The organism is Micromonospora sp. NPDC047738 (assembly GCF_040642675.1).
In the GTDB taxonomy this organism is placed as follows: domain Bacteria; phylum Actinomycetota; class Actinomycetes; order Mycobacteriales; family Micromonosporaceae; genus Micromonospora.
Genome location: NZ_JBEYSO010000010.1, coordinates 67,813 through 85,636, shown reverse-complemented (window position 1 = coordinate 85,636; position 17,824 = coordinate 67,813). Strand labels below are relative to the sequence as shown.

The 17,824-nt window shown below is 73.5% G+C and carries 13 protein-coding genes; 6 read left to right on the top strand and 7 right to left on the bottom strand.

The features are described 5' to 3' along the window. The first annotated feature begins 8 nt into the window (after positions 1-8). The 3 genes from ABZ783_RS18370 to ABZ783_RS18360 are packed head-to-tail and all read left to right on the top strand — an operon-like array spanning position 9 to position 4,889. Positions 9-1,610, top strand: coding sequence for a carboxyl transferase domain-containing protein (locus ABZ783_RS18370; RefSeq protein WP_357439459.1), 1,602 nt, complete (start codon positions 9-11; stop codon positions 1,608-1,610). A 7-nt stretch (positions 1,611-1,617) separates the two neighbouring features. Continuing rightward, positions 1,618-3,702, top strand: a complete 2,085-nt coding sequence (locus ABZ783_RS18365; protein ID WP_357439455.1) for a biotin carboxylase N-terminal domain-containing protein — start codon at positions 1,618-1,620, stop codon at positions 3,700-3,702. Then, positions 3,699-4,889 carry an acyl-CoA dehydrogenase gene (locus ABZ783_RS18360; RefSeq protein WP_357439452.1) on the top strand — a complete coding sequence of 397 codons (1,191 nt, stop codon included), beginning with the start codon at positions 3,699-3,701 and terminating at the stop codon, positions 4,887-4,889. The genes ABZ783_RS18365 and ABZ783_RS18360 overlap by 4 nt, the downstream gene beginning before the upstream one ends. 24 nt (positions 4,890-4,913) lie before the next feature. Here ABZ783_RS18360 and ABZ783_RS18355 read toward each other — a convergent pair whose 3' ends face one another. From ABZ783_RS18355 to ABZ783_RS18345, 3 genes are all read right to left on the bottom strand, one after another. Next, positions 4,914-5,966 carry a hypothetical protein gene (locus ABZ783_RS18355; protein ID WP_357439450.1) on the bottom strand — a complete coding sequence of 351 codons (1,053 nt, stop codon included), beginning with the start codon at positions 5,964-5,966 and terminating at the stop codon, positions 4,914-4,916. Next, complete coding sequence (locus tag ABZ783_RS18350; RefSeq protein ID WP_357439447.1) at positions 5,963-6,907, bottom strand: transporter substrate-binding domain-containing protein; 945 nt, start codon at positions 6,905-6,907, stop codon at positions 5,963-5,965. The genes ABZ783_RS18355 and ABZ783_RS18350 overlap by 4 nt, the downstream gene beginning before the upstream one ends. Positions 6,908-6,973: 66 nt before the next feature. Then, on the bottom strand, positions 6,974-10,741 hold the full coding sequence (locus ABZ783_RS18345; protein ID WP_357439444.1) for a CHAT domain-containing protein: 3,768 nt from the start codon (positions 10,739-10,741) through the stop codon (positions 6,974-6,976). 180 nt (positions 10,742-10,921) lie between these two features. Here ABZ783_RS18345 and ABZ783_RS18340 point away from each other — a divergent pair, with 180 nt between their 5' ends. Continuing rightward, the gene (locus tag ABZ783_RS18340) at positions 10,922-11,299 is read left to right on the top strand and encodes a hypothetical protein (RefSeq protein ID WP_357439440.1); all 378 of its coding nucleotides are present in this window, start codon (positions 10,922-10,924) and stop codon (positions 11,297-11,299) included. Next, positions 11,296-12,231, top strand: a complete 936-nt coding sequence (locus tag ABZ783_RS18335; protein WP_357439437.1) for a hypothetical protein — start codon at positions 11,296-11,298, stop codon at positions 12,229-12,231. The genes ABZ783_RS18340 and ABZ783_RS18335 overlap by 4 nt, the downstream gene beginning before the upstream one ends. 18 nt (positions 12,232-12,249) lie before the next feature. Here the strand turns inward: ABZ783_RS18335 and ABZ783_RS18330 are convergent, their stop codons facing one another. Together ABZ783_RS18330 and ABZ783_RS18325 are read right to left on the bottom strand one after the other, a co-directional pair. Continuing rightward, positions 12,250-13,275 carry a tetratricopeptide repeat protein gene (locus tag ABZ783_RS18330; protein ID WP_357439435.1) on the bottom strand — a complete coding sequence of 342 codons (1,026 nt, stop codon included), beginning with the start codon at positions 13,273-13,275 and terminating at the stop codon, positions 12,250-12,252. A gap of 86 nt (positions 13,276-13,361) precedes the next feature. Next, positions 13,362-15,149, bottom strand: a complete 1,788-nt coding sequence (locus tag ABZ783_RS18325; RefSeq protein ID WP_357439433.1) for an alpha/beta fold hydrolase — start codon at positions 15,147-15,149, stop codon at positions 13,362-13,364. 202 nt (positions 15,150-15,351) lie between these two features. Between ABZ783_RS18325 and ABZ783_RS18320 the strand changes: the two genes are divergently transcribed. Continuing rightward, a complete protein-coding gene (locus ABZ783_RS18320) occupies positions 15,352-15,678 on the top strand; it encodes a hypothetical protein (RefSeq protein WP_357439430.1) in 327 nt (108 codons plus the stop codon). Here ABZ783_RS18320 and ABZ783_RS18315 read toward each other — a convergent pair. Further along, positions 15,665-17,182 (bottom strand): serine/threonine-protein kinase, encoded by a 1,518-nt coding sequence (locus tag ABZ783_RS18315; RefSeq protein WP_357439427.1) that lies wholly within the window; start codon positions 17,180-17,182, stop codon positions 15,665-15,667. The genes ABZ783_RS18320 and ABZ783_RS18315 overlap by 14 nt on opposite strands. Positions 17,183-17,212: 30 nt before the next feature. Further along, a complete protein-coding gene (locus tag ABZ783_RS18310; RefSeq protein WP_357439424.1) occupies positions 17,213-17,683 on the bottom strand; it encodes a hypothetical protein in 471 nt (156 codons plus the stop codon). Positions 17,684-17,824: the final 141 nt, after the last annotated feature.

The following is a 17,824-nucleotide window of genomic DNA, read 5'->3' as shown; positions in this document are numbered from 1 at the left end:
GAACCCCGGTGACCACACTGGGCAGCTCGCTCGATCCGTCCTCGCCGGCCTACCAGGCCAACCGGGCGGCCCTGCTGGCCCGCCTCGCCGAGCTGGACGCCGCGCTCGACCAGGCTCGAGCCGGCGGCGGCGAGAAGTACGTGACCCGGCACCACCAACGCGGCAAGCTGCTGCCCCGGGAGCGGATCGAGCTGCTGCTCGACCCGGACAGCCCGTTCCTGGAGCTGTCGCCGGTGGCCGGGTACGGCACCGCCTTCCCGGTCGGCGCCAGCGTGGTGACCGGCATCGGGGTGGTCGAGGGCGTGGAGTGCCTGGTCGTCGCCAACGACCCGACCGTACGCGGCGGCGCGGTGAACCCGTGGTCGCTGGCCAAGACCCGGCGGGCCGGCGAGATAGCCCTGGCCAACCGGCTGCCGATGGTCAACCTGGTCGAGTCGGCCGGCGCGGACCTGCCCACCCAGGCGGAGATCTTCATCCCGGGCGGCCGGGTGTTCCGCGACCTGACCCGGCTCTCCGCGGCGAAGATCCCCACGGTCAGCGTGGTGTTCGGCAACGCCACCGCCGGCGGCGCCTACATCCCGGGGATGTCCGACTACACGATCATGATCCGGGACCGGTCCCAGGTGTACCTGGCCGGGCCACCGCTCGTGAAGATGGCCACCGGCGAGGTGACCGACGACGAGTCGTTGGGCGGGGCGGCCATGCACGCCACGCGGTCGGGCCTGGCCGACTTCCTCGCCGAGGACGAGCGGGACGGCATCCGGCTGGCCCGGCGGTGCGTACGCCGGCTCAACTGGCGCAAGCAGGGCCCGCCGCCGCGCACCGCGTACCCCCAGCCGCCGAGGTACGACCCGGAGGAGCTGCTCGGCCTCGCCAGCGCCGACCTCAAGGTGCCCTTCGATCCCCGCGAGGTGCTCGCCCGGGTGCTCGACGGCAGCGAGTTCGACGAGTTCAAGCCCAGCTACGGCAGCGCGCTGGTCACCGGCTGGGGCGAGGTGCACGGGTGGCCGGTCGGGGTGCTCGCCAACGCCCGCGGCGTGCTGTTCAGCGAGGAGGCGCAGAAGGCGGCCCAGTTCATCCAGCTCGCCAATGCCACCGACACCCCGCTGGTCTTCCTGCAGAACACCACCGGCTACATGGTCGGCACCGAGTACGAGCAGCGCGGCATCATCAAGCACGGCGCCCTGATGATCAACGCGGTGGCCAACTCGACCGTGCCGCACCTGACCGTCAACCTGGGCGCCTCGTACGGTGCCGGCAACTACGGCATGTGCGGCCGGGCGTACGAGCCGAGGTTCCTGTTCACCTGGCCGAACGCCAAGTCGGCGGTGATGGGCCCGGCACAGCTCGCCGGGGTGCTCTCCATCGTGGCCCGGCAGGCCGCCATCGCCCGGGGCCGGGAGTACGACGAGGACTCCGACGCCGCGATGCGGGCGATGGTGGAGCAGCAGATCGAATCCCAGTCCGGGGCGCTCTTCCTCTCCGGCCGGCTCTACGACGACGGGGTGATCGACCCCCGGGACACCCGTACCGTCCTCGGGCTGTGCCTGTCGGCGATCCACAACGGACCGGTCCGGGGCGCCGACGGCTTCGGCGTCTTCCGAATGTGAGGCCGAGATGATTCGGAGACTGCTGGTGGCCAACCGGGGCGAGATCGCCCGCCGGATCTTCGCCACCTGCCGGGCGCTCGGCGTCGAGACGGTCGCCGTGCACTCGGACGCGGACGCCGGGGCGCCCTTCGTCGCCGAGGCCGACCGGGCCGTCCGCCTGCCCGGGCATACGCCGGCCGAGACGTACCTGCGGATCGAGGCGATCCTCGACGCGGCCCGCCGGGCCGGCGCGGACGCCGTCCACCCGGGCTACGGTTTCCTCGCCGAGAACGCCGAGTTCGCCGCCGCGGTGACCGACGCGGGGCTGACCTGGGTCGGGCCGAAGGCCAAGGCGATCGCCGTGATGGGCGACAAGCTGGCGGCGAAGGCGCTGCTCGCCGACGCGGGCGTGCCGATGCTGCCGAGCTGGACCGATGGCGACCAGGTCACCGGCTTCCCGGTGCTGGTCAAGGCCGCCGCGGGCGGCGGCGGGCGGGGCATGCGGGTGGTCCGCGACGCCGCCGGGCTGGCCGAGGCCGTCGCCGCGGCGCGGCGCGAGGCGGCCGCAGCGTTCGGCGACGGCACGGTCTTCATCGAGCGGTACGTCGAACGCGGCCGGCACGTGGAGGTGCAGATCTTCGGCGACACCCACGGCACCGTGGTGGCCCTCGGCGAACGGGACTGCTCGATCCAGCGCCGGCACCAGAAGATCGTCGAGGAGGCCCCGGCTGTCGTGCCGGCCGAGCTGCGCGAAGGACTGCACGCGGCGGCGGTGGCCGCCGGCCGGGCGGTCGACTACGTCGGCGCGGGCACGGTCGAGTTCCTGCTCGCCCCGACCGGCGAGTTCTTCTTCCTGGAGATGAACACCCGCCTCCAGGTGGAGCACCCGGTCACCGAGGCGGTCACCGGGCTGGATCTGGTCCGGCTGCAACTGCTGGTCGCCGAGGGCGAGCCGCTGCCACTGGCGGCGACCCCGGCGGCCGACGGCCACGCGATCGAGGTACGCCTCTGCGCCGAGGAACCGGCCCAGGGCTTCCGCCCGGCCACCGGCACCTTGCACCGGTTCGCGATTCCCGGGGTGGCCGGCGAGTTCACCCCGACGAAGGGGCTGCGGCTGGACTCCGGCGTGGCGGACGCCTCGACGGTGAGCGTGCACTACGACTCGATGCTGGCCAAGCTGGTCGCCTGGGCGCCCACCCGCGCCGAGGCCGCCCGGGCCCTGGCCGGTGCGCTGGCCCGGGCTGAGCTGCACGGCGTTGCCACCAACCGCGACCTGCTGGTCCGGGTGCTGCGCAGCCGGGAGTTCGGCGCCGGGGAGATCGACACCGGCTTCCTGGAGCGGCACCGGGAGGTCCTCGCTCCGCTGCTCCCGGCCGACCAGCTCCCGCTCGCCGCGCTGGCTGCCGCGCTCGCCTCCGCCGCCGGTCGGCGCGCGGCGGCGACCGTGCTCGCCGGGCTGCCCTCGGGCTGGCGCAACGTGCCGGCGTTCCCGCAGGTCACCCGGTATGCAGGGACGGACGGCGGCGAGATCGAGGTGCGGTACCGGCTGGACCGCAGCGGGAGGCTCGCCGAGTGGTCGGCCTCGCCGAGCGCGGCGCCTGCCCCACTGGAAGCGGCAGCGGTGGGCCGGGATGCCACGTCGGGCGGCGCGGCGGCCCGTGGCCTGCCGCCGGCCGTGACCCTGGTCGAGGCCGCTCCGGACCGGGTGCTGCTCGACGTCGGCGGGGTACGGCGGCTGTTCCGCGTACACCGGGTGGGGTCGGCGGTCTTCGTGGACGGCCCGGACGGGGCGGCGAGCTTCACCGAGCTGCCGCGTCTCCCGCTGCCCACGGCGGAGCTGGCGGCCGGGTCGCTGCTCGCGCCGCTGCCCGGCACCGTCACCCGGGTGCACGTCGAGGTCGGCCAGCGGGTCGCCGCCGGTGACCTGCTGCTGACCCTGGAGGCGATGAAGCTCGAACACCCCGTGCTCGCCCCGGCCGACGGCGTCGTCATCGAACTGCCGGTGCCGCCAGGCGGCCAGGTGGACACCGGGGCCGTGCTGGCGGTTGTGGACAACTCGAGCTCGGCGTGCCGGTACCTGGAGCCATCCGACCCCGCGGAGGACGCGCGATGAACTTCGACCTCACCGCCGAGCAGGAGCAGCTCCGCGACGCCGTGCGGACGCTGGGTCGCCGGTACGGCCACAGCTACTTCGTCGAGAAGGCCAGGGCCGGCGCGCACACCACCGAGCTGTGGCACGAGGCCGGCCGGCTCGGCTACCTCGGGGTCAACATCCCCACCGAGTACGGCGGCGGGGGTGGCGGCATCACCGAGCTGGCCATCGTCTGCGAGGAGCTGGCCGCGGCCGGCTGCCCGCTGCTGCTGCTCGTGGTCTCCCCCGCCATCGCCGCCACCGTGATCGCCAGGCACGGCACGGAGGCGCAGCGCAAGCGGCACCTGCCCGGGCTCGCCGACGGCTCCCAGAAGATCGTCTTCGCGATCACCGAACCGGAGGCCGGGTCGAACTTCCACCGCCTCGGCACGGTGGCCCGCCGGGATGGCGCCGACTGGCTGCTCTCCGGCCGCAAGTGCTACATCTCCGGCGTCGACGAGGCGGGGCATGTGCTCGTCGTCGCCCGGGTTGCCGTCGGCGACGGCCCGGCCAGCTCGGCGGAGGCCGCTCCGCAGAAACTCAAGCCCGCGCTGTTCATCGTGCCCACCGACGCACCGGGGCTGACCTCGTCCAAGCTGGACATGGAGATCGTCTCCCCGGAGAACCAGTTCCTGCTCTACCTGGACGACGTCCGGCTTCCCGCCGACGCGCTGGTCGGCGAGTCCCTGGACGCCGGGCTGCCGGCGCTTTTCTCCGGGCTCAACCCGGAGCGGATCACGGTGGCCGCGATGGGCGCCGGCACCGGCCGGTACGCGATCGAGCGGGCCAGCGGATACACCACCACCCGGAAGGTGTGGGGCGGGCGGAGCATCGGCTCGCACCAGGGCGTCGCCCACCCGCTCGCGCACGCCGCCGTGCAGGTGGAGCTGGCCCGGTTGATGATCTACAAGGCGGCCACCCTCTACGACGCCGGCCGCGACCTGGAGGCGGGCGTCTCCGGCAACATGGCCAAGTACGCGGCCGGCGAGGCCGCCGCGCTCGCCGTGGACACCGCCGTCCAGGCGCTCGGCGGGGCCGGCATGACCACCGAGTACGGGGTGGCCACCCTGCTCGGCGCGGTACGGGCCAGCCGGATCGCCCCGGTCAGCCGGGAGATGATCCTCAACTTCGTCGCCCAGCACGTGCTCGGCCAGGAGAAGTCCTACTGACCCGGCGGTCGAGGGCCGGCGAGGTTACACCGGCCCTCGGTCTACCGTGCGGCAGGCGGCGTCGATGCGGTTCACCGGGCGGACCCGCCGGCCCAACCCCTCGAGCAGCGAGTCCTCGACGTGGAAGTCGCGGATGCGCAACTGGCGGCGGGGCAGTTCCTCCTCGCTCGGGCAGAGCACCTGGGCCCGGACCTGGTCGACCGGCAGGTAGCGGACGCCCCCGCGCTCCTGGAGCAGCACGACGTTGACGTCGTCCACCGTCACCACGTGGCCGCGGATGTCCTCGCTGACACCCGGGGCCGACTCGATCGTGGTGACGGTGAGCGGCAGCACCGGGGTGCTGATCACCGGGAGCGCGGCCCACACCAGCGTGGCCAGCACCGCCGCCTCGGTCACCGAGGCCAGTGGCCGGATCACGGCCGCCGGCAGCGGCCCGGTGACGGAGAGGGCCAGCACCGGCGGTACGACGAGCAGCGCCAGGGCGAGCAGTTCCCGCTGCTGCCAGGCGTCCAGCAGGGTCGGCGCGAGCAGCCACAGATAGCCGGTGAAGCCGGCGCAGAGCAGCAGCACCCGGGGCACCACCTGCTCGTGCAGCCGCTCCGGGCTGAGCTGGAACGCCGCCGCGAACGCCGGGACGAGCAGCGGCAGGTAGAGCAGCGGCCAGGTGACCAGGGCCAGCAGGAAGCTGGCCACCGCGAACCAGGCCGGGGTGACGTCCACCCAGCGGACGAAGAGCGGGCGGCGGACGCCGGGCGGCATCCGGTCCACGCTGACCCGGAGCACCGCGCCGAGCGCGAAGACCGCGACCAGCCCCGCGGAGAGCAGCCGGGCGGCCGTGGTGAGGAAGCCGGCGAGCAGGTTGACCGTGCCGACGTTGGCGACGAGCAGCAGGGTGGTCTGCAGTTCCCCGCCGGCCTCGACGCCCAGCCGGAGCACGGAGAACACCGCCGGGACACCGACCACGGCCGTCCAGAACGACTGGCTGGCCCGGGCCCGCCGTTCGGCCTGGTCGTGGCCGGCCGGGACGGGCGGGAGTGGATCTGCCTTGGCCGGGACGGTCACCGCTGGGGCGCTCATCGGCGGGGTGCCTTGTCGTCGAAATCGACAAGCTTGGGCACGTCCAAGGGCTGCGGCTGCGACCGGCCGCCCTTCAGCCACGGTCCCAGCGTCCGGTTGTACGCGGTGAGCCACGGGCTGCTGATCCCGCTCCGCCCCTCCAGATAGCTCTTGTGCAGGAAGAACGCGACCAGGTCCCGCAGCGCCGGGTCGCCGATCGGCACCCCGATGCCGAGCTGTTCGCTGGTGCCGAAGGGCATGTCGACGATCTCGAACTCGGTGGGATACCGGGAGAGGAAGCCGGCGAGGATGGTCTCGTCGGAGCTGACCGCGTCGTAGCGCCCCTTCCGGATGCCCTCGACGCAGTCGCCCACGTCCTTCACCACGTACGCCTTGACCGCGTGCTTCTCCAGCTCGGCCTCGGTGGTGGAGCCGCCGCTGGTGCAGATCCGGTAGCCCGGCTCGCGAAGGTCCTCGATGGTGCGGATGCGGTCCTTGAGCCGCGTGGGCACCATCACCTCCTGGGTGGTGACGAAGTACGGCCCGGCGAAGCTGACCAGCTTCTTGCGCTCCTCGGTGATGGAGAAGCTGGACACCACCAGGTCCACCGTGCCGGCCTGCAGGGCGGGGATGCGATCCTCGGTCGACAGTGCCACCCACTCGATCCGCTGGTCGCCCTCGAAGCCGAGGGACGAGGCGATGTAGCGGCCGATCTCGACGTCGAAGCCGGTGTGCATGCCGTTGCGCAGCTCGCCCATCAACGGCTCGGTGGTGGCCACCCCGATCTTGATTCGGGGTTGACCGTCGATGTGCGACTCGCGCAGCTTGTCGAGCACCGACGGCAGCGGCGGTTCCCGGCGGTTGTCACAGCCGGCTGCGGCGGCCAGGGTCAGGGTCAGCGCCACCGCGACGGTGGTGGCGACGGACCGGAGCCGGTGACGGGGAGGAGGAACCTCGTTCATGGGCGACCTCGATCACGGACACGGCGGGGTACCCAGGGTAGCGGCATGGGCGAGCGGCGTGATGGTTCACAGTGGTCGGTTCAGTCCGACGTGGAGGTGGCCGGCCCATCGGGTCGGTGTCGCCAGGAATTCGTCGCGGACGGACCGAACCGTGTCGGTGAGCACCCGGGCCGCCGCAGCCGTGTCCGGGCGTCGTGTGCCGCCGTTCGTCAGTCCGGCGTAGAAGGCCTCGGCGATCCGGGCGCTGTCCGTGGTGCGCCAGGTCGTACCGATCACGCCGCGGAAGCCCGCGAGCTGGAACGCCGCGGCCAGGTGCAGCGGTTCGTCGGTGAACGTCGGGTGCGTCTCGGCGGTGCTGCACGCGGAGAGAAAGGCCAGTTCGGCCCGCTCGAGGTGAGCTGAGCCGACCCGGTGCGGGCTGAGCGTGCCACCTCCGCCGAGGCGCAGGCCGCCGGTCAGCATCGCGCTCAGGCCGGCGTCCGCCTCGCCGTGGCAGGCGAAGTGCGCGATCGGGTGTGCCCGCAGCGCTTCCTCGACCGCGCGCGCCGCCACCTCGGTCCCGGTGAGCACCGTCGAGCCGGGGACCAGGCGGGCGACGTGCTCGACCTCGGCGCGTACCTGGGACAGCGCCGGCAGGTCCCGCGCGGCCGGTACGCCGACGACGGCGGCCGTGGCGGTCGCCGGTGGCCGTGGACGGTCCGCGGCGGCGTGCGCCAGGGCGGTGAGGGTCGGCGTGTAGGACGAGACGGTGCGGTCGAGAACGGTACGCCTGCGGCCCGGGTCGCGGTGGTGACCGGCGGCGTGGAGCGGGAGGCGGGCCAGCGCGCCGACCGGGGACCACCAGATCCGGGGTGCCGGGTCGTCCACGGGGGCGACCCGGTCGAGCACCGGCCCGGTGACGGCGTCCCAGAGCCAGGCCAGGATGCCGTGCAGCTGCTCCTGCGCGGAGGCGCGCCGGTCGAACGGCACCGCCGGGTCGGTCGCCTCGGACAGCGCCGCGTACCACCCGACCACGTGCCGCTGGACGGCGGTCTCCGACAGCTCGGGCAGTCGGATCACCTGCACGGGTCGCCCCGGGTCCGCCGGCACGACGAGAGCGTCGCCCTGGTCGCCGTGCGTGTTGACCACGACGACCGGCATTCCCGCGAGCCGCTGGCGCAGGCGCGCCACCGACGGTGGACGCAGGAAGTCGGCGAATCCGGGGAGCCCGCGGATCCGCTCGATCAGCCGGTCCCGTTCGACGGCGAGCTGCCGGGTACGGGCCTGCCAGACCGATCGGGGGTCCCATTCCGTCGTCGAGCTGCCCAACACTTCGCCGGCCGCCGACCGGCGCTCCACCTCGATGGTGAACTTCCGGACGTGGGTGTAGGCGTCCGCCTCCGCCAGCTCCCGGTCGACCCGGTCGAGTTCCGTGGCGAGCTGGGGGCTGACGGTGCGCAGCTCCGCCCGCCCGCTGCGGATGCCCAGGGCCTCGTTGAACAGCAGGCCACGGCCGCGTTCCAGGAGCTCGACGGCTCCGTCGGCGTCCCCGGCCGTGATCGCGACCGCGGCGGCCTCGGCCGCCAGCCCGCCCAGTGCGGCGACGGCTCCGAGCCGGCGGCGGGCGCTCGACGACCGGCTGACCGAGGTCGGCATGCGCCGCACCGCCCGCTCCAGCGCGGCCAATCGGGCGGCCGGGTCGCCGGCCTCACGGGCCAGCGCGGCCTGCTGGCGTTCGGCGTCGATCCGGGTCTGTGCGTCTGCCCTGGGCGACGCGGCGATCGCAGCGTACGTGGCGATGGCCTCGGCCCGCGCCCAGTTGGCGTCCGGCTCTTTCGATCTCGACAGCTCGGCGACCGCCCGGGCCAGCAGCCCGGCCCGCAGCGACCACCAGTGGTGCTCGGTCGGGGTCTCCTCGACCGCCCGCCTGGCCAGCTCCACGGCGTCGGCCAGGACCATGAGGTCGCCGCCGACCAGGTAGCGCTGGTACCGCGTCTCGGCGACTGAGCTGAGGATCCGGGGCTGGTCGGGGTGGTCCGGCGGCAGCAGGGCGAGCGCCTCGCGGTAGGCGCGCTCGGCCATCGCAAGGCCGGCCTCGTCGTTCCGGCGGACGGCCTGCCGGGACAGGCTGCTCGCGTGGTTGAACAGGAAACCGATTCGGCGGGAATCGTGACCCGGCAGGGCCTCGACGGCACGCCGGCTGGTCTCCACTGCTTCGGCGAGGAGCGTGTCGTCGGGTGCCAGCACGTCCCGGTGGGACAGCAGGTTGGCGAGCTTCATGAGCCGCAGCGGATACAACCCGTGCCGGGTGGACGTTTCGCTGAGCGCCTCCCGCTGGTACCGCAGCGCCTCGTCGAGGAGGTCCGGGTCGTCGGCCAGCCAGCCGGCGTCGGCCAGCGTGTCAGCGAGGACCACGAGCTGGAACGGGCGCAGGTCCGGCTGCGTGTCGGTCAGTTCCAGTGCCGCGCGGGCGGCCGACACGGCGGTCGCGACCATTTTCTCGTCCCGCCCGTGCACTCCTGCGTGGCCGGCGCCACCCGCCAGCAGGTTCAGCGCGTCCCGCCACAACGGATGCGCCGGCCCGGTGGCGTCCAGAGCCACCTGCGCCCAGGTTGCCGCCCACGCGGCGCCATCCAGCTCACCGCCGTGTTCCCAGCGATCGAGCTCGGCCCGGCCGAGCGACAGCAGGGCCTGCGGCCGGGCCGGATGGAAGCCGGGCACTGCGGCGAAAAGCAGGGCGGCCGACTCGTGCCGCTCGGCCAGTGCCCGTGCTGAGGCGTCCACCGCGATCCGCGCGTCCGTCTCCGCGACCTGCTGCAGGAGCCGGTCGATCACCTCGGGTTGGTTGGCCGCGGTGGCGACGGTGAGGGCCGGTTCGGGGCCGATCTCCCGGGCCAGCACGTTGACGACCGTGTTGAGCCGCTCAAGAGCCGAGGCCGCCTCGGGCCGGTCCGGCGCGGCGGCGTGGACCGCGTCCCGCCAGGCGGCGGTCGCCTCCAGCAGGACCAGGACCGATGCCTTCTCCGGAACCTCGTGCAGCCGGCACAACGCCCCGCCGAGCTGTGCCACCACCTGTGGATCGGTGGGATGCCGCTGCCAGCTGAGCTGCGCCGCCCGGCGGTATTCCCCGACGGCCAGCTGCAGCGCCTTGGGGCCGGCGCCCCGGTCGAAGTAGAGCTCCAGCAGGCGACCGCGGCGGACGAGCCGGTGCGCCCGGTGCGGGTCCTGGGCGGAGGTGGCCGCCAATGCCTCCGTGGCGGCGTCCAGCGCCTCGTCGTACGTCGGCCCGTCCCCGGTCGCCTCGGCCAGCGTGACCAGTGCTTCGGAGAGATCGGTCAGCAGCGCGGCCCGGATCAGAACGGCCGACGCGTCGCGCTCCCGGGCCAGGGGCCGAAGCCATTCCCGGTACAGCGTGACGAGCATCCGGAGGGCTTTCTCCGAACCGGCCCGGTGCCGCTGCCAGAGCCCCGCGACCCGGTCGGCCTGCTGCTGGCTGAGCAGGACATCGGACAGTCGCGGTGAACCCGGTCGATCGGTCTCCCGGCATTCGTCCCGGATCAGCTCGGGCACCAGGTCCGGGTCGCGACGGCACCCGCGCCGGAACTGCTCGACCGCTGCTCCGCGCTCCCGCAGACCGTCCAGGCCGGGCAGGTTGAGGTAGCGGTTCCAGTGGAGCTCGGCCAGTGCCCGCGCCGCCTGGCGTCCGGTTCCACGGTCACCGGCTGCGGCGGCGAGGGCCTGCTGTTCGTGGGCGAGGTCCGCTCCGAACAGGACGTTCGGGTCGCCGGTGCGTTCGTACTCTGTGATGACCGCCGTGACCCGCTGCGCGGCACTGCCGGTGGTCCATCTCGACATCGCTGCTCGATTCCCCGTGGCTGGCGTCGGCCGGCGATCTCCTCGTCCCGCAACGATCCTGCCCGCTCCGGACCGGCCGACGGAAGCGGAAACACGACTCCCGTCCGGGAATGGTGTGCTGGCTTCCCGCGATCGTTACTGTGACAGCGGAAGCACCCAACCGGGGTACGGGGAGCGGCCTTGGAACTGGTTCCGGAGCGCATCGATCGACTGTGCCGACAGGCCGACGGGCAGTTGCGTGAGCATGCCGAGCGGTACGGCGTCGCCGACGTGCTCGACCGGATCGTCGACGCGGTCGGCCAGGGACGCCTGGACCGGCAGCTGGCGGAGGACCTCGACCGGCTGGACGGGGCATTCGCCCGCAACGGCGTCGACGGGCTCACCACCGGCGTACGCGGGTTCGAGCCGTGGCTCGGCGGAGGCGGCCATCCGGCGGTTCTCGCCTGGGGCTGTCCGAGTCCCCGACCGTGCCTTAGGAAGGCCCCGATCGACGACGGCGACCGACCGGTGTGCGGGCTGACCGGCACGCCGTTCGTGGAGAGCCGGACCACGTTGTGAACGCGTTCCTGGCCGAGTTGGGCAAGCAGCTGGTGACCCGGTGGACGGTGGCGCTGATGCTGCCGGGGGCGCTGTTCGCCGCCGCGGTGGTCCTGGCCCACGTCCTCGGCCACCAGCACGCCGTGGATCTCCGGATCCTGCCGGTCTGGTTTGCCGGGCTGGCCGGTGGACGCGGCGGGCCCCTGCTGATCACCACGGCGGCGTTCCTGCTCGGTGCGGCGGCGGCCGGGCTCACCGCGCAGTCGGTGGGCGTGTTCGTCTCGTGGACGTGGAGCCTGACCGGATCCGTGCCGGTGCTGCGCCGGCTCGCCGACCGGCGCCGCCGCCGGTGGGAGCGGGCGGACGCCGAGGTGGTGGCGGCCGAGCGGGCGCTCCTCGCGGACACCGCCGACCCAACGGTGCGGGACCGGGCCCGCCGGGCCATCGCCCGCCGCACGGCGATCTGCCTCGTGGAGCCGGCGCGACCCACCTGGGTCGGTGACCGGCTGCACGCGGCCGACGTACGGCTGCACCGAAGCTACGGGATCGACCTCGCGGCCGTGTGGCCACGACTGTGGCTGCTCCTCCCCGCCGAGGCGCGCGGCGAACTGACGGCGGTGCAGGACCGGTGCGCGTCGGCGGCCCGGCTGGCCGGCTGGGGTCTCCTGTACGCCGTCCTCGGGGCGTTCTGGTGGCCGGCCCTGGTCGTCGGCCTGGCGACCCTGCTCATTGCCCGGTACCGCGCCCGCCTCGCCGTGAGCGTGTACGCCGACCTGGTCGAGGCCGCCGTCGACCTGTACGGCCGGGAGTTGGCGGTCCAGCTCGGACTGTCGTGTCCGGACCGACTCACCCGGGAGGTCGGCGAACAGCTCACCGCGATCGTCCGCAAGGACGGCGTCGTTCCACACGCCCGTCGGGCCAGATCCGCCGTGCCGTCGCCGCCCCGCACCTGACCTGCGGCCCTCCGGCCGTCACGGTTGCCAGGACGGATTGTGCAGGATGGCCAGGTTCTGCCGGGCGTTGACCGCCAGGCTGTGGTCGCCGGCGATCTCCTGCACCGAGTCGAGCACCGTCCAGTACAGGTCGATCGCCCGTTTCCGGTACCCGGCCAGCGCGAGGGTGGCGGCCAGGTTGTTGCGCCGGCCGATGGTGTCGAGGCTGTCCCGCCCGAGGCTCCGCTCGCTGTGCCGGATGTTCTCCGTGTGCAGCTCGATGGCCTGCGCGTACTGGCCGGCGTGCTGGTAACCCACCGCCAGGTTGTTCCGGACGACGAGGGTCAGTTCGCCGTCGCTGCCGTGCAGCTGCTCGGCGGCGGCCACGACCTCCCGCAACACGTCCAGCCCGTCGTCGACCTGCCCGGCTTCGAAGTACGCCTGACCGAGCGCGTTGCGGACCTTCAGGGTGTCCTCGTCGACCGGGCCGAACGCCTGTGCCGCCCCGGCGGCCAGGGCCTCGAGCAGGGCGATGGCCTCGGTGAACCGTCCCCATCGGCGGTGGTCCTCGGCGAGGCTCAGCCGGTACGCCAGCGTGGCACGGTCGCGGACGGCCTCCCGGCCCAGTCCGGCCGCACGCCAGACGTCGAGGGACGCCTGGACCACGTCGAGCGGACCACCCACCGCGCGCGGGGGCGGCGGGGGCATGGCGGGCAGGGGCTCGGGCGGCCCTGCCTCGTCCGCCACCCACGCCGCGAGCCGCGCCCGCAGCTCTGCGGCGGGGACGCCGTCGACGTACAGCCGGCACACCCCGTGGTCCAGGGACAGGTCCAGGAGCGAACCACCGCCGACCACCAGGCGGAGGTGAGTCAACGCCATGATGTGGCCGGGGGCCCGGACGTCCAGCCCGCGCAACGTGGGCCAGGCGACGGTCAGGAACTGACGGATCCGCCGGCGTAGCCGGATGCCGGAGCGGTCGAGGACCACGGTGAGCCCCGGTGTCTCGCCCGCCCCGCGCGGATGCCCACCGAGACAGGTCACCTGGGGTATCGCGAGCGACGACATCGCGTCATCCTTTCAGCCGGACGCGCAGCTGCCCACGGCCCGGGGTACGGCGGGCGCCCGATCGCCCGCCGTACCCCGGGGGTCCGTCAGCGGACGGTCAGCGTGCCGACCGCCGGCAGCGGTGCGACCACCGGCGGGAGCCGCTTCGGCTCGCCCCGGCCCGGCGCGCCCGCCCGGGCGAGGTCGCTCTTCGACGCGGTCGCCCGCGCGTCCGGCGTCTCCGGCGCGGCCACGAACGGCTGGTCGTCACCGGTGCAGACGGTGCCCTTCGCCGGCAGCGTCCCCTTCAGCAGGTACGCGTCGACGGCGCCGGTCACGCAGGCCGAGGTGCCGTACGCGGTGTGGCCCCAGCTGTCGCTGCTGAGCAGGCGGCTGTTCGGCAGCAGCGCCGCCGAGCTGACCGCACCCTGGTAGTTGGTCGCCGGGTCCCAGTAGTTGCCGACCACCAGCACCGGGGCGCTGGTGCGCCGGTTGAACGGGCCGGTGTAGGCGTCCTCGTCCCGCACCGTCCAGGTGTTGCGGGCGCAGGGCGACGTGGCCCACGCCCAGGTCCGCCCGAAGTACGGGGCCCGCTTGTCCTCCTTGGCGGCCAGCGCCGGCCAGGCGTCGGCGCTCTTCGGGTGGTACGCGTCGGTGCAGTCCACCGTCAGGAACGTCTCCAGCCCGTTGTCGTACGGGAAGTCGTAGCCGCGCTGCTTCCGGGCCTGCGTGGCGCGCTCGGCCACCGCGGTCTGCGCCTGCGACCGGCGGGCCGCCGACGCCGACGCCGGATCGGTCAGCACCAGCAGCTCGCTGGTGAGTCCGTCGATGTCCGCCCAACCGTACGGGCTGTACAGCGCGCTGAGGCTGGCGCCGACGAAGTCGGCGTAGCTGATGGTGAACGTGCCGTGGTCCGGGTCGTCGATCACCACCGGCTTCTTGCGCAGCCGCTTCGCCACCGTCTCGTACGCGGCGACCGGGTCGCCGGAGGACGCCAGCTCGCACTTGTCCGCGCCGGCCCTGGCGCAGCGGACCAGGATCTCGTGCAGCGCCCGGTAGGCGCCGTCGGCGCTGCGCAGCCGGCTCTCCTGCAGTTGGTCGCGGGCCTTGCCCTGGCCGACCCAGGCGTTCGGGTTGAGCACCCCGTCGATGACGAGGGCGCGGACCCGGTCCGGGAACATGTTGGCGTAGTACTGGCCCAGCGCCGTGCCGTAGCTGAAGCCCAGATAGGTCAGCTTCTTGTCGCCGACCGCACGGCGCAGCACGTCCATGTCGCGGGCCACCTCGGCGGTGGACGCCGCCCCGGTGAGCGGCTTGCCGGTGGTCGAGCAGGCCTTGCCGACCGCCTTGGACGAGGCGATGTACGCCTTCTCCTCGGCCTTCGTCCACGGGAAGGCGACGTTCAGCCCGGCGCCCGCCTTCATCTGGTCCTTGACCGAGCGGAAGCATTTGACGTTGTCGCTGGCGGCGACGCCGCGCGGGTCGACGCCGACGATGTCGAAGCGGTCGAGCAGGCTGTCACCGAGGAAGTACGGCGCGGCGAGCGCGATGCTGGTGCCGGAGCCGCCCGGGCCACCCGGGTTGAGGAAGAGGCTGCCGACCTTGTGCTTCTGGTCGCGGGCCTTGACCCGCAGCACCGCGATCTCGGTGCTGGCGCCCTTCGGGTCGTCGTAGTCCAGCGGCAGGCGGACGGTGGCGCACTCGGCGTAGCCGTAGCAGGCGTACCAGTCGAGCTTCGGCGTCGGCACGCGGTCGACCCGGCGCACCTCGACGGCGCTGGTCCGGTCAGACGCGGCCGGCTGCGCCGTGGCGGCCGCGGCGGGCGTGACCGCCGATCCGGCGAGGACGATGCCGGCGATCCCTGTTGCGGTCAGGGACCGGATTGCACGTGGCATGTGGCTGCCTTCCGGTGGGGAACGGGATCTGTCAAGGTGACCTCGACCCCCGTCACTCTAGGGATCACCGCCAACGCAGGCTGCCCGTCAAACGCGGACTGAACAGACAAATTGCCGATTGATGTAACGAAATTTTCTCGATCGACGCTTTTATCGCTCCCGCCGTCCTCTTGCGAGGGTGGTCTTGGGTCATGCTTGTCGGGTGAGTTCGTTTCCGAAGCCCGATGCGCGGGTGAAGGCCCTCGTCGCGTCCCTGGCGGCGGTGGCGGCGTTGGTGACGCTGGTGGTGTGGCGCCCCGCGGGCATCCGGTCGGTGATCCTGGCCCTGCTCTGCGTGGTGCTCGGGATGATCGCCGGCGTGGCGGTGGCCGCCGCCCGGCAGGCCCCGCGGCAGGCCCGCGGCGACGGCGCCTCGACCGAGGACTCGCCGGCACTCGGTGGGCACGCAGTGGACGCCGACACGCTGGAGGCGCTCGATCCCCGGGAGGTCCGGGAACATCGGACGGTGAACGGGCTCAGCGACCGGTGAGGGTCGGCACGGCGAGCGCGTTCACGCCCTGCCCGGCCAGGCAACGGTAGGTGCGGTCCCCGTCCTGGTCGGACGGCGGCAGCACCTCCAGGTTCCACCCGGCCGCCTGGTTGATGCCGCTGACCAGGCGGAAGGTGCTGACATTGCAGACCTGCCGGACGGCGGGGTCGGCGGTGACCGTGTGGTGGCCCGCCCCGGCCAGGGTCGCCGGCAGATCACCCTCGGCGTACGTCTCCCAGGTGTGCTGGCCGTCGCACGACACCCGGTCCGCCTCGGCCCGGTCGCGGCGCAGCCGTACCGGTCCGAAACACTCCAGTTCGGACGCACAGCGGGCGCCCGCTGGCAGCCGTACCCCGCCGGCCGCGCAGCCCGGCAGCACCTTGCCCGCGTCGACGACCCCGCTGACCGCCGGCGTGGGCGACGCCAGCGGGACGGGCGGGCCGCCGGCCAGCCACGCCCCGGCGCCGGCCGAGGCGGCCAACGCGAGAACCCCCGCGCCGCCGAGGAACCAGCGGCGCCGCCACCGGCGGCCCGGCGTGGGCACGGTCGGGTGGGCGTCGTCCGCCGGCGGGCGCGGGCTCGGCCCGCCGCTGCGCCCCACCGTGTACGGCCGGCCGGTGCCGGGACCGCTGACCGGAAACGCGGAGATCGGGGCGCCGCTGACCGGGGCGGCGCCCGGGTCGAGCGGGAGCGCGGCGAGCATCCCGCCCAACTCCACGGCGGACGGGCGCTCGCCCGGGTCGTTGGACATGCCGAGCCGCAGCACGTCGATCAGCTCGTCGGGAATCCCGGGCAGGCCGGGGATCGGCTGGTGGAACATCTCCAGCACGGTGACCAGGCTCGGGTTGCGCTCGGACTGCCAGCGCGGCGGCCGGCCGTGCATCACCGCGTAGAGGGTGGCGCAGAGCGCGTACACGTCGACCGCGGGCGTCGGCGGGCTGTGGTTGAACATCTCCGGCGGCGCGTACGCCGGGGTGAGCACCTCCAGGGTGACCGAGGCGTCCCGCACCTCGGCCAGCACCGCCAGCCCGAAATCGGCAAGCACCGCCGGATTGAAGTGGGAGTAGAGGATGTTGGCCGGCTTGACGTCCCGGTGCAGCACCCCGGCCGCGTGCGAGTGGGCGAGCGCGTCGGCGATCTTGACGCCCAGGTCCCGCGCCTCGACCGCGCCCAGCGGCGAGGTACGCATCCGCTCCGCGTACGACCCGTCGCAGAGCTCCATGATCAGATACGGGTGCTGGTCGACGGTGACCCCGACGTCGAAGAGGTCGACCACGTGCGGATGCGACGACATCTTGCCGGCCGCCCGCGCCTCGCGCAGAAAGCGTGCCTGGTCCCGCTCGCTGTCCAGCGTGCGGTTCTCCACCTTGACCGCGACCTCACGCCCCACCGAGATCTGGGTGGCCCGGTAGACGGTGGCGTAGCCGCCCCGGGCAAATACCCTCAAGTCGGTCAGACCGGGCACGATTGGCAGCCGCAGGGCACCGGGCGGGGTCTCGGTCACGACTCGAAAATACCCAACCAGTCGGGTCGCTCAGCGCACCGCGTCGGCCGCCGGCACGGGGCCGGAGCCGGCAGCGTCATCGTCCAGGCCACCCGCGGCGGCCGCCCGCCGGGCGTCCCACCGGAGGCCGACCGCGGTCGCGACCGCACCCAGCCCCTCCCAGGCGGCCACCCCGAAGAACCGGTCCGGGGCGACGTCGGAGAGCACGGCGATGCTGAAGACGGTGAACGTGACCAGCCGGAACCAGACCGTGAACCGGTAGAACGGCCGCCACTCGGTGGCGACGGCGAGCAGGTAGTAGACCCCCATGTTGAACGAGGCCATCGAGGACGCGGTGAGGAACGTGCCGGTGTAGTCACCCGGGGCCCGCTCGGCCGGCACCTCGAAGCCCAGCATGCGCAGCTGCGCCTCCGGCCAGATCAGCCCGAGCGCGCCGAGGAGCAGCGCCAGCACGCCGAAGACCGCCATCGTCCAGCCGGCGCCCGAGCGCGGCAGCCTCATGAGTCCTCCCCACCCGCGACCGCCGACGTGTGCGGCCTCCTCGGCCACCGAGGCTAGCCGCCACCTCCGCCGCCCACATCCCCGAAACCGCCAAAACTGCCCGCTCCGCCCCGGACGTAGCGGCAGCTTCACGGGGAGCGT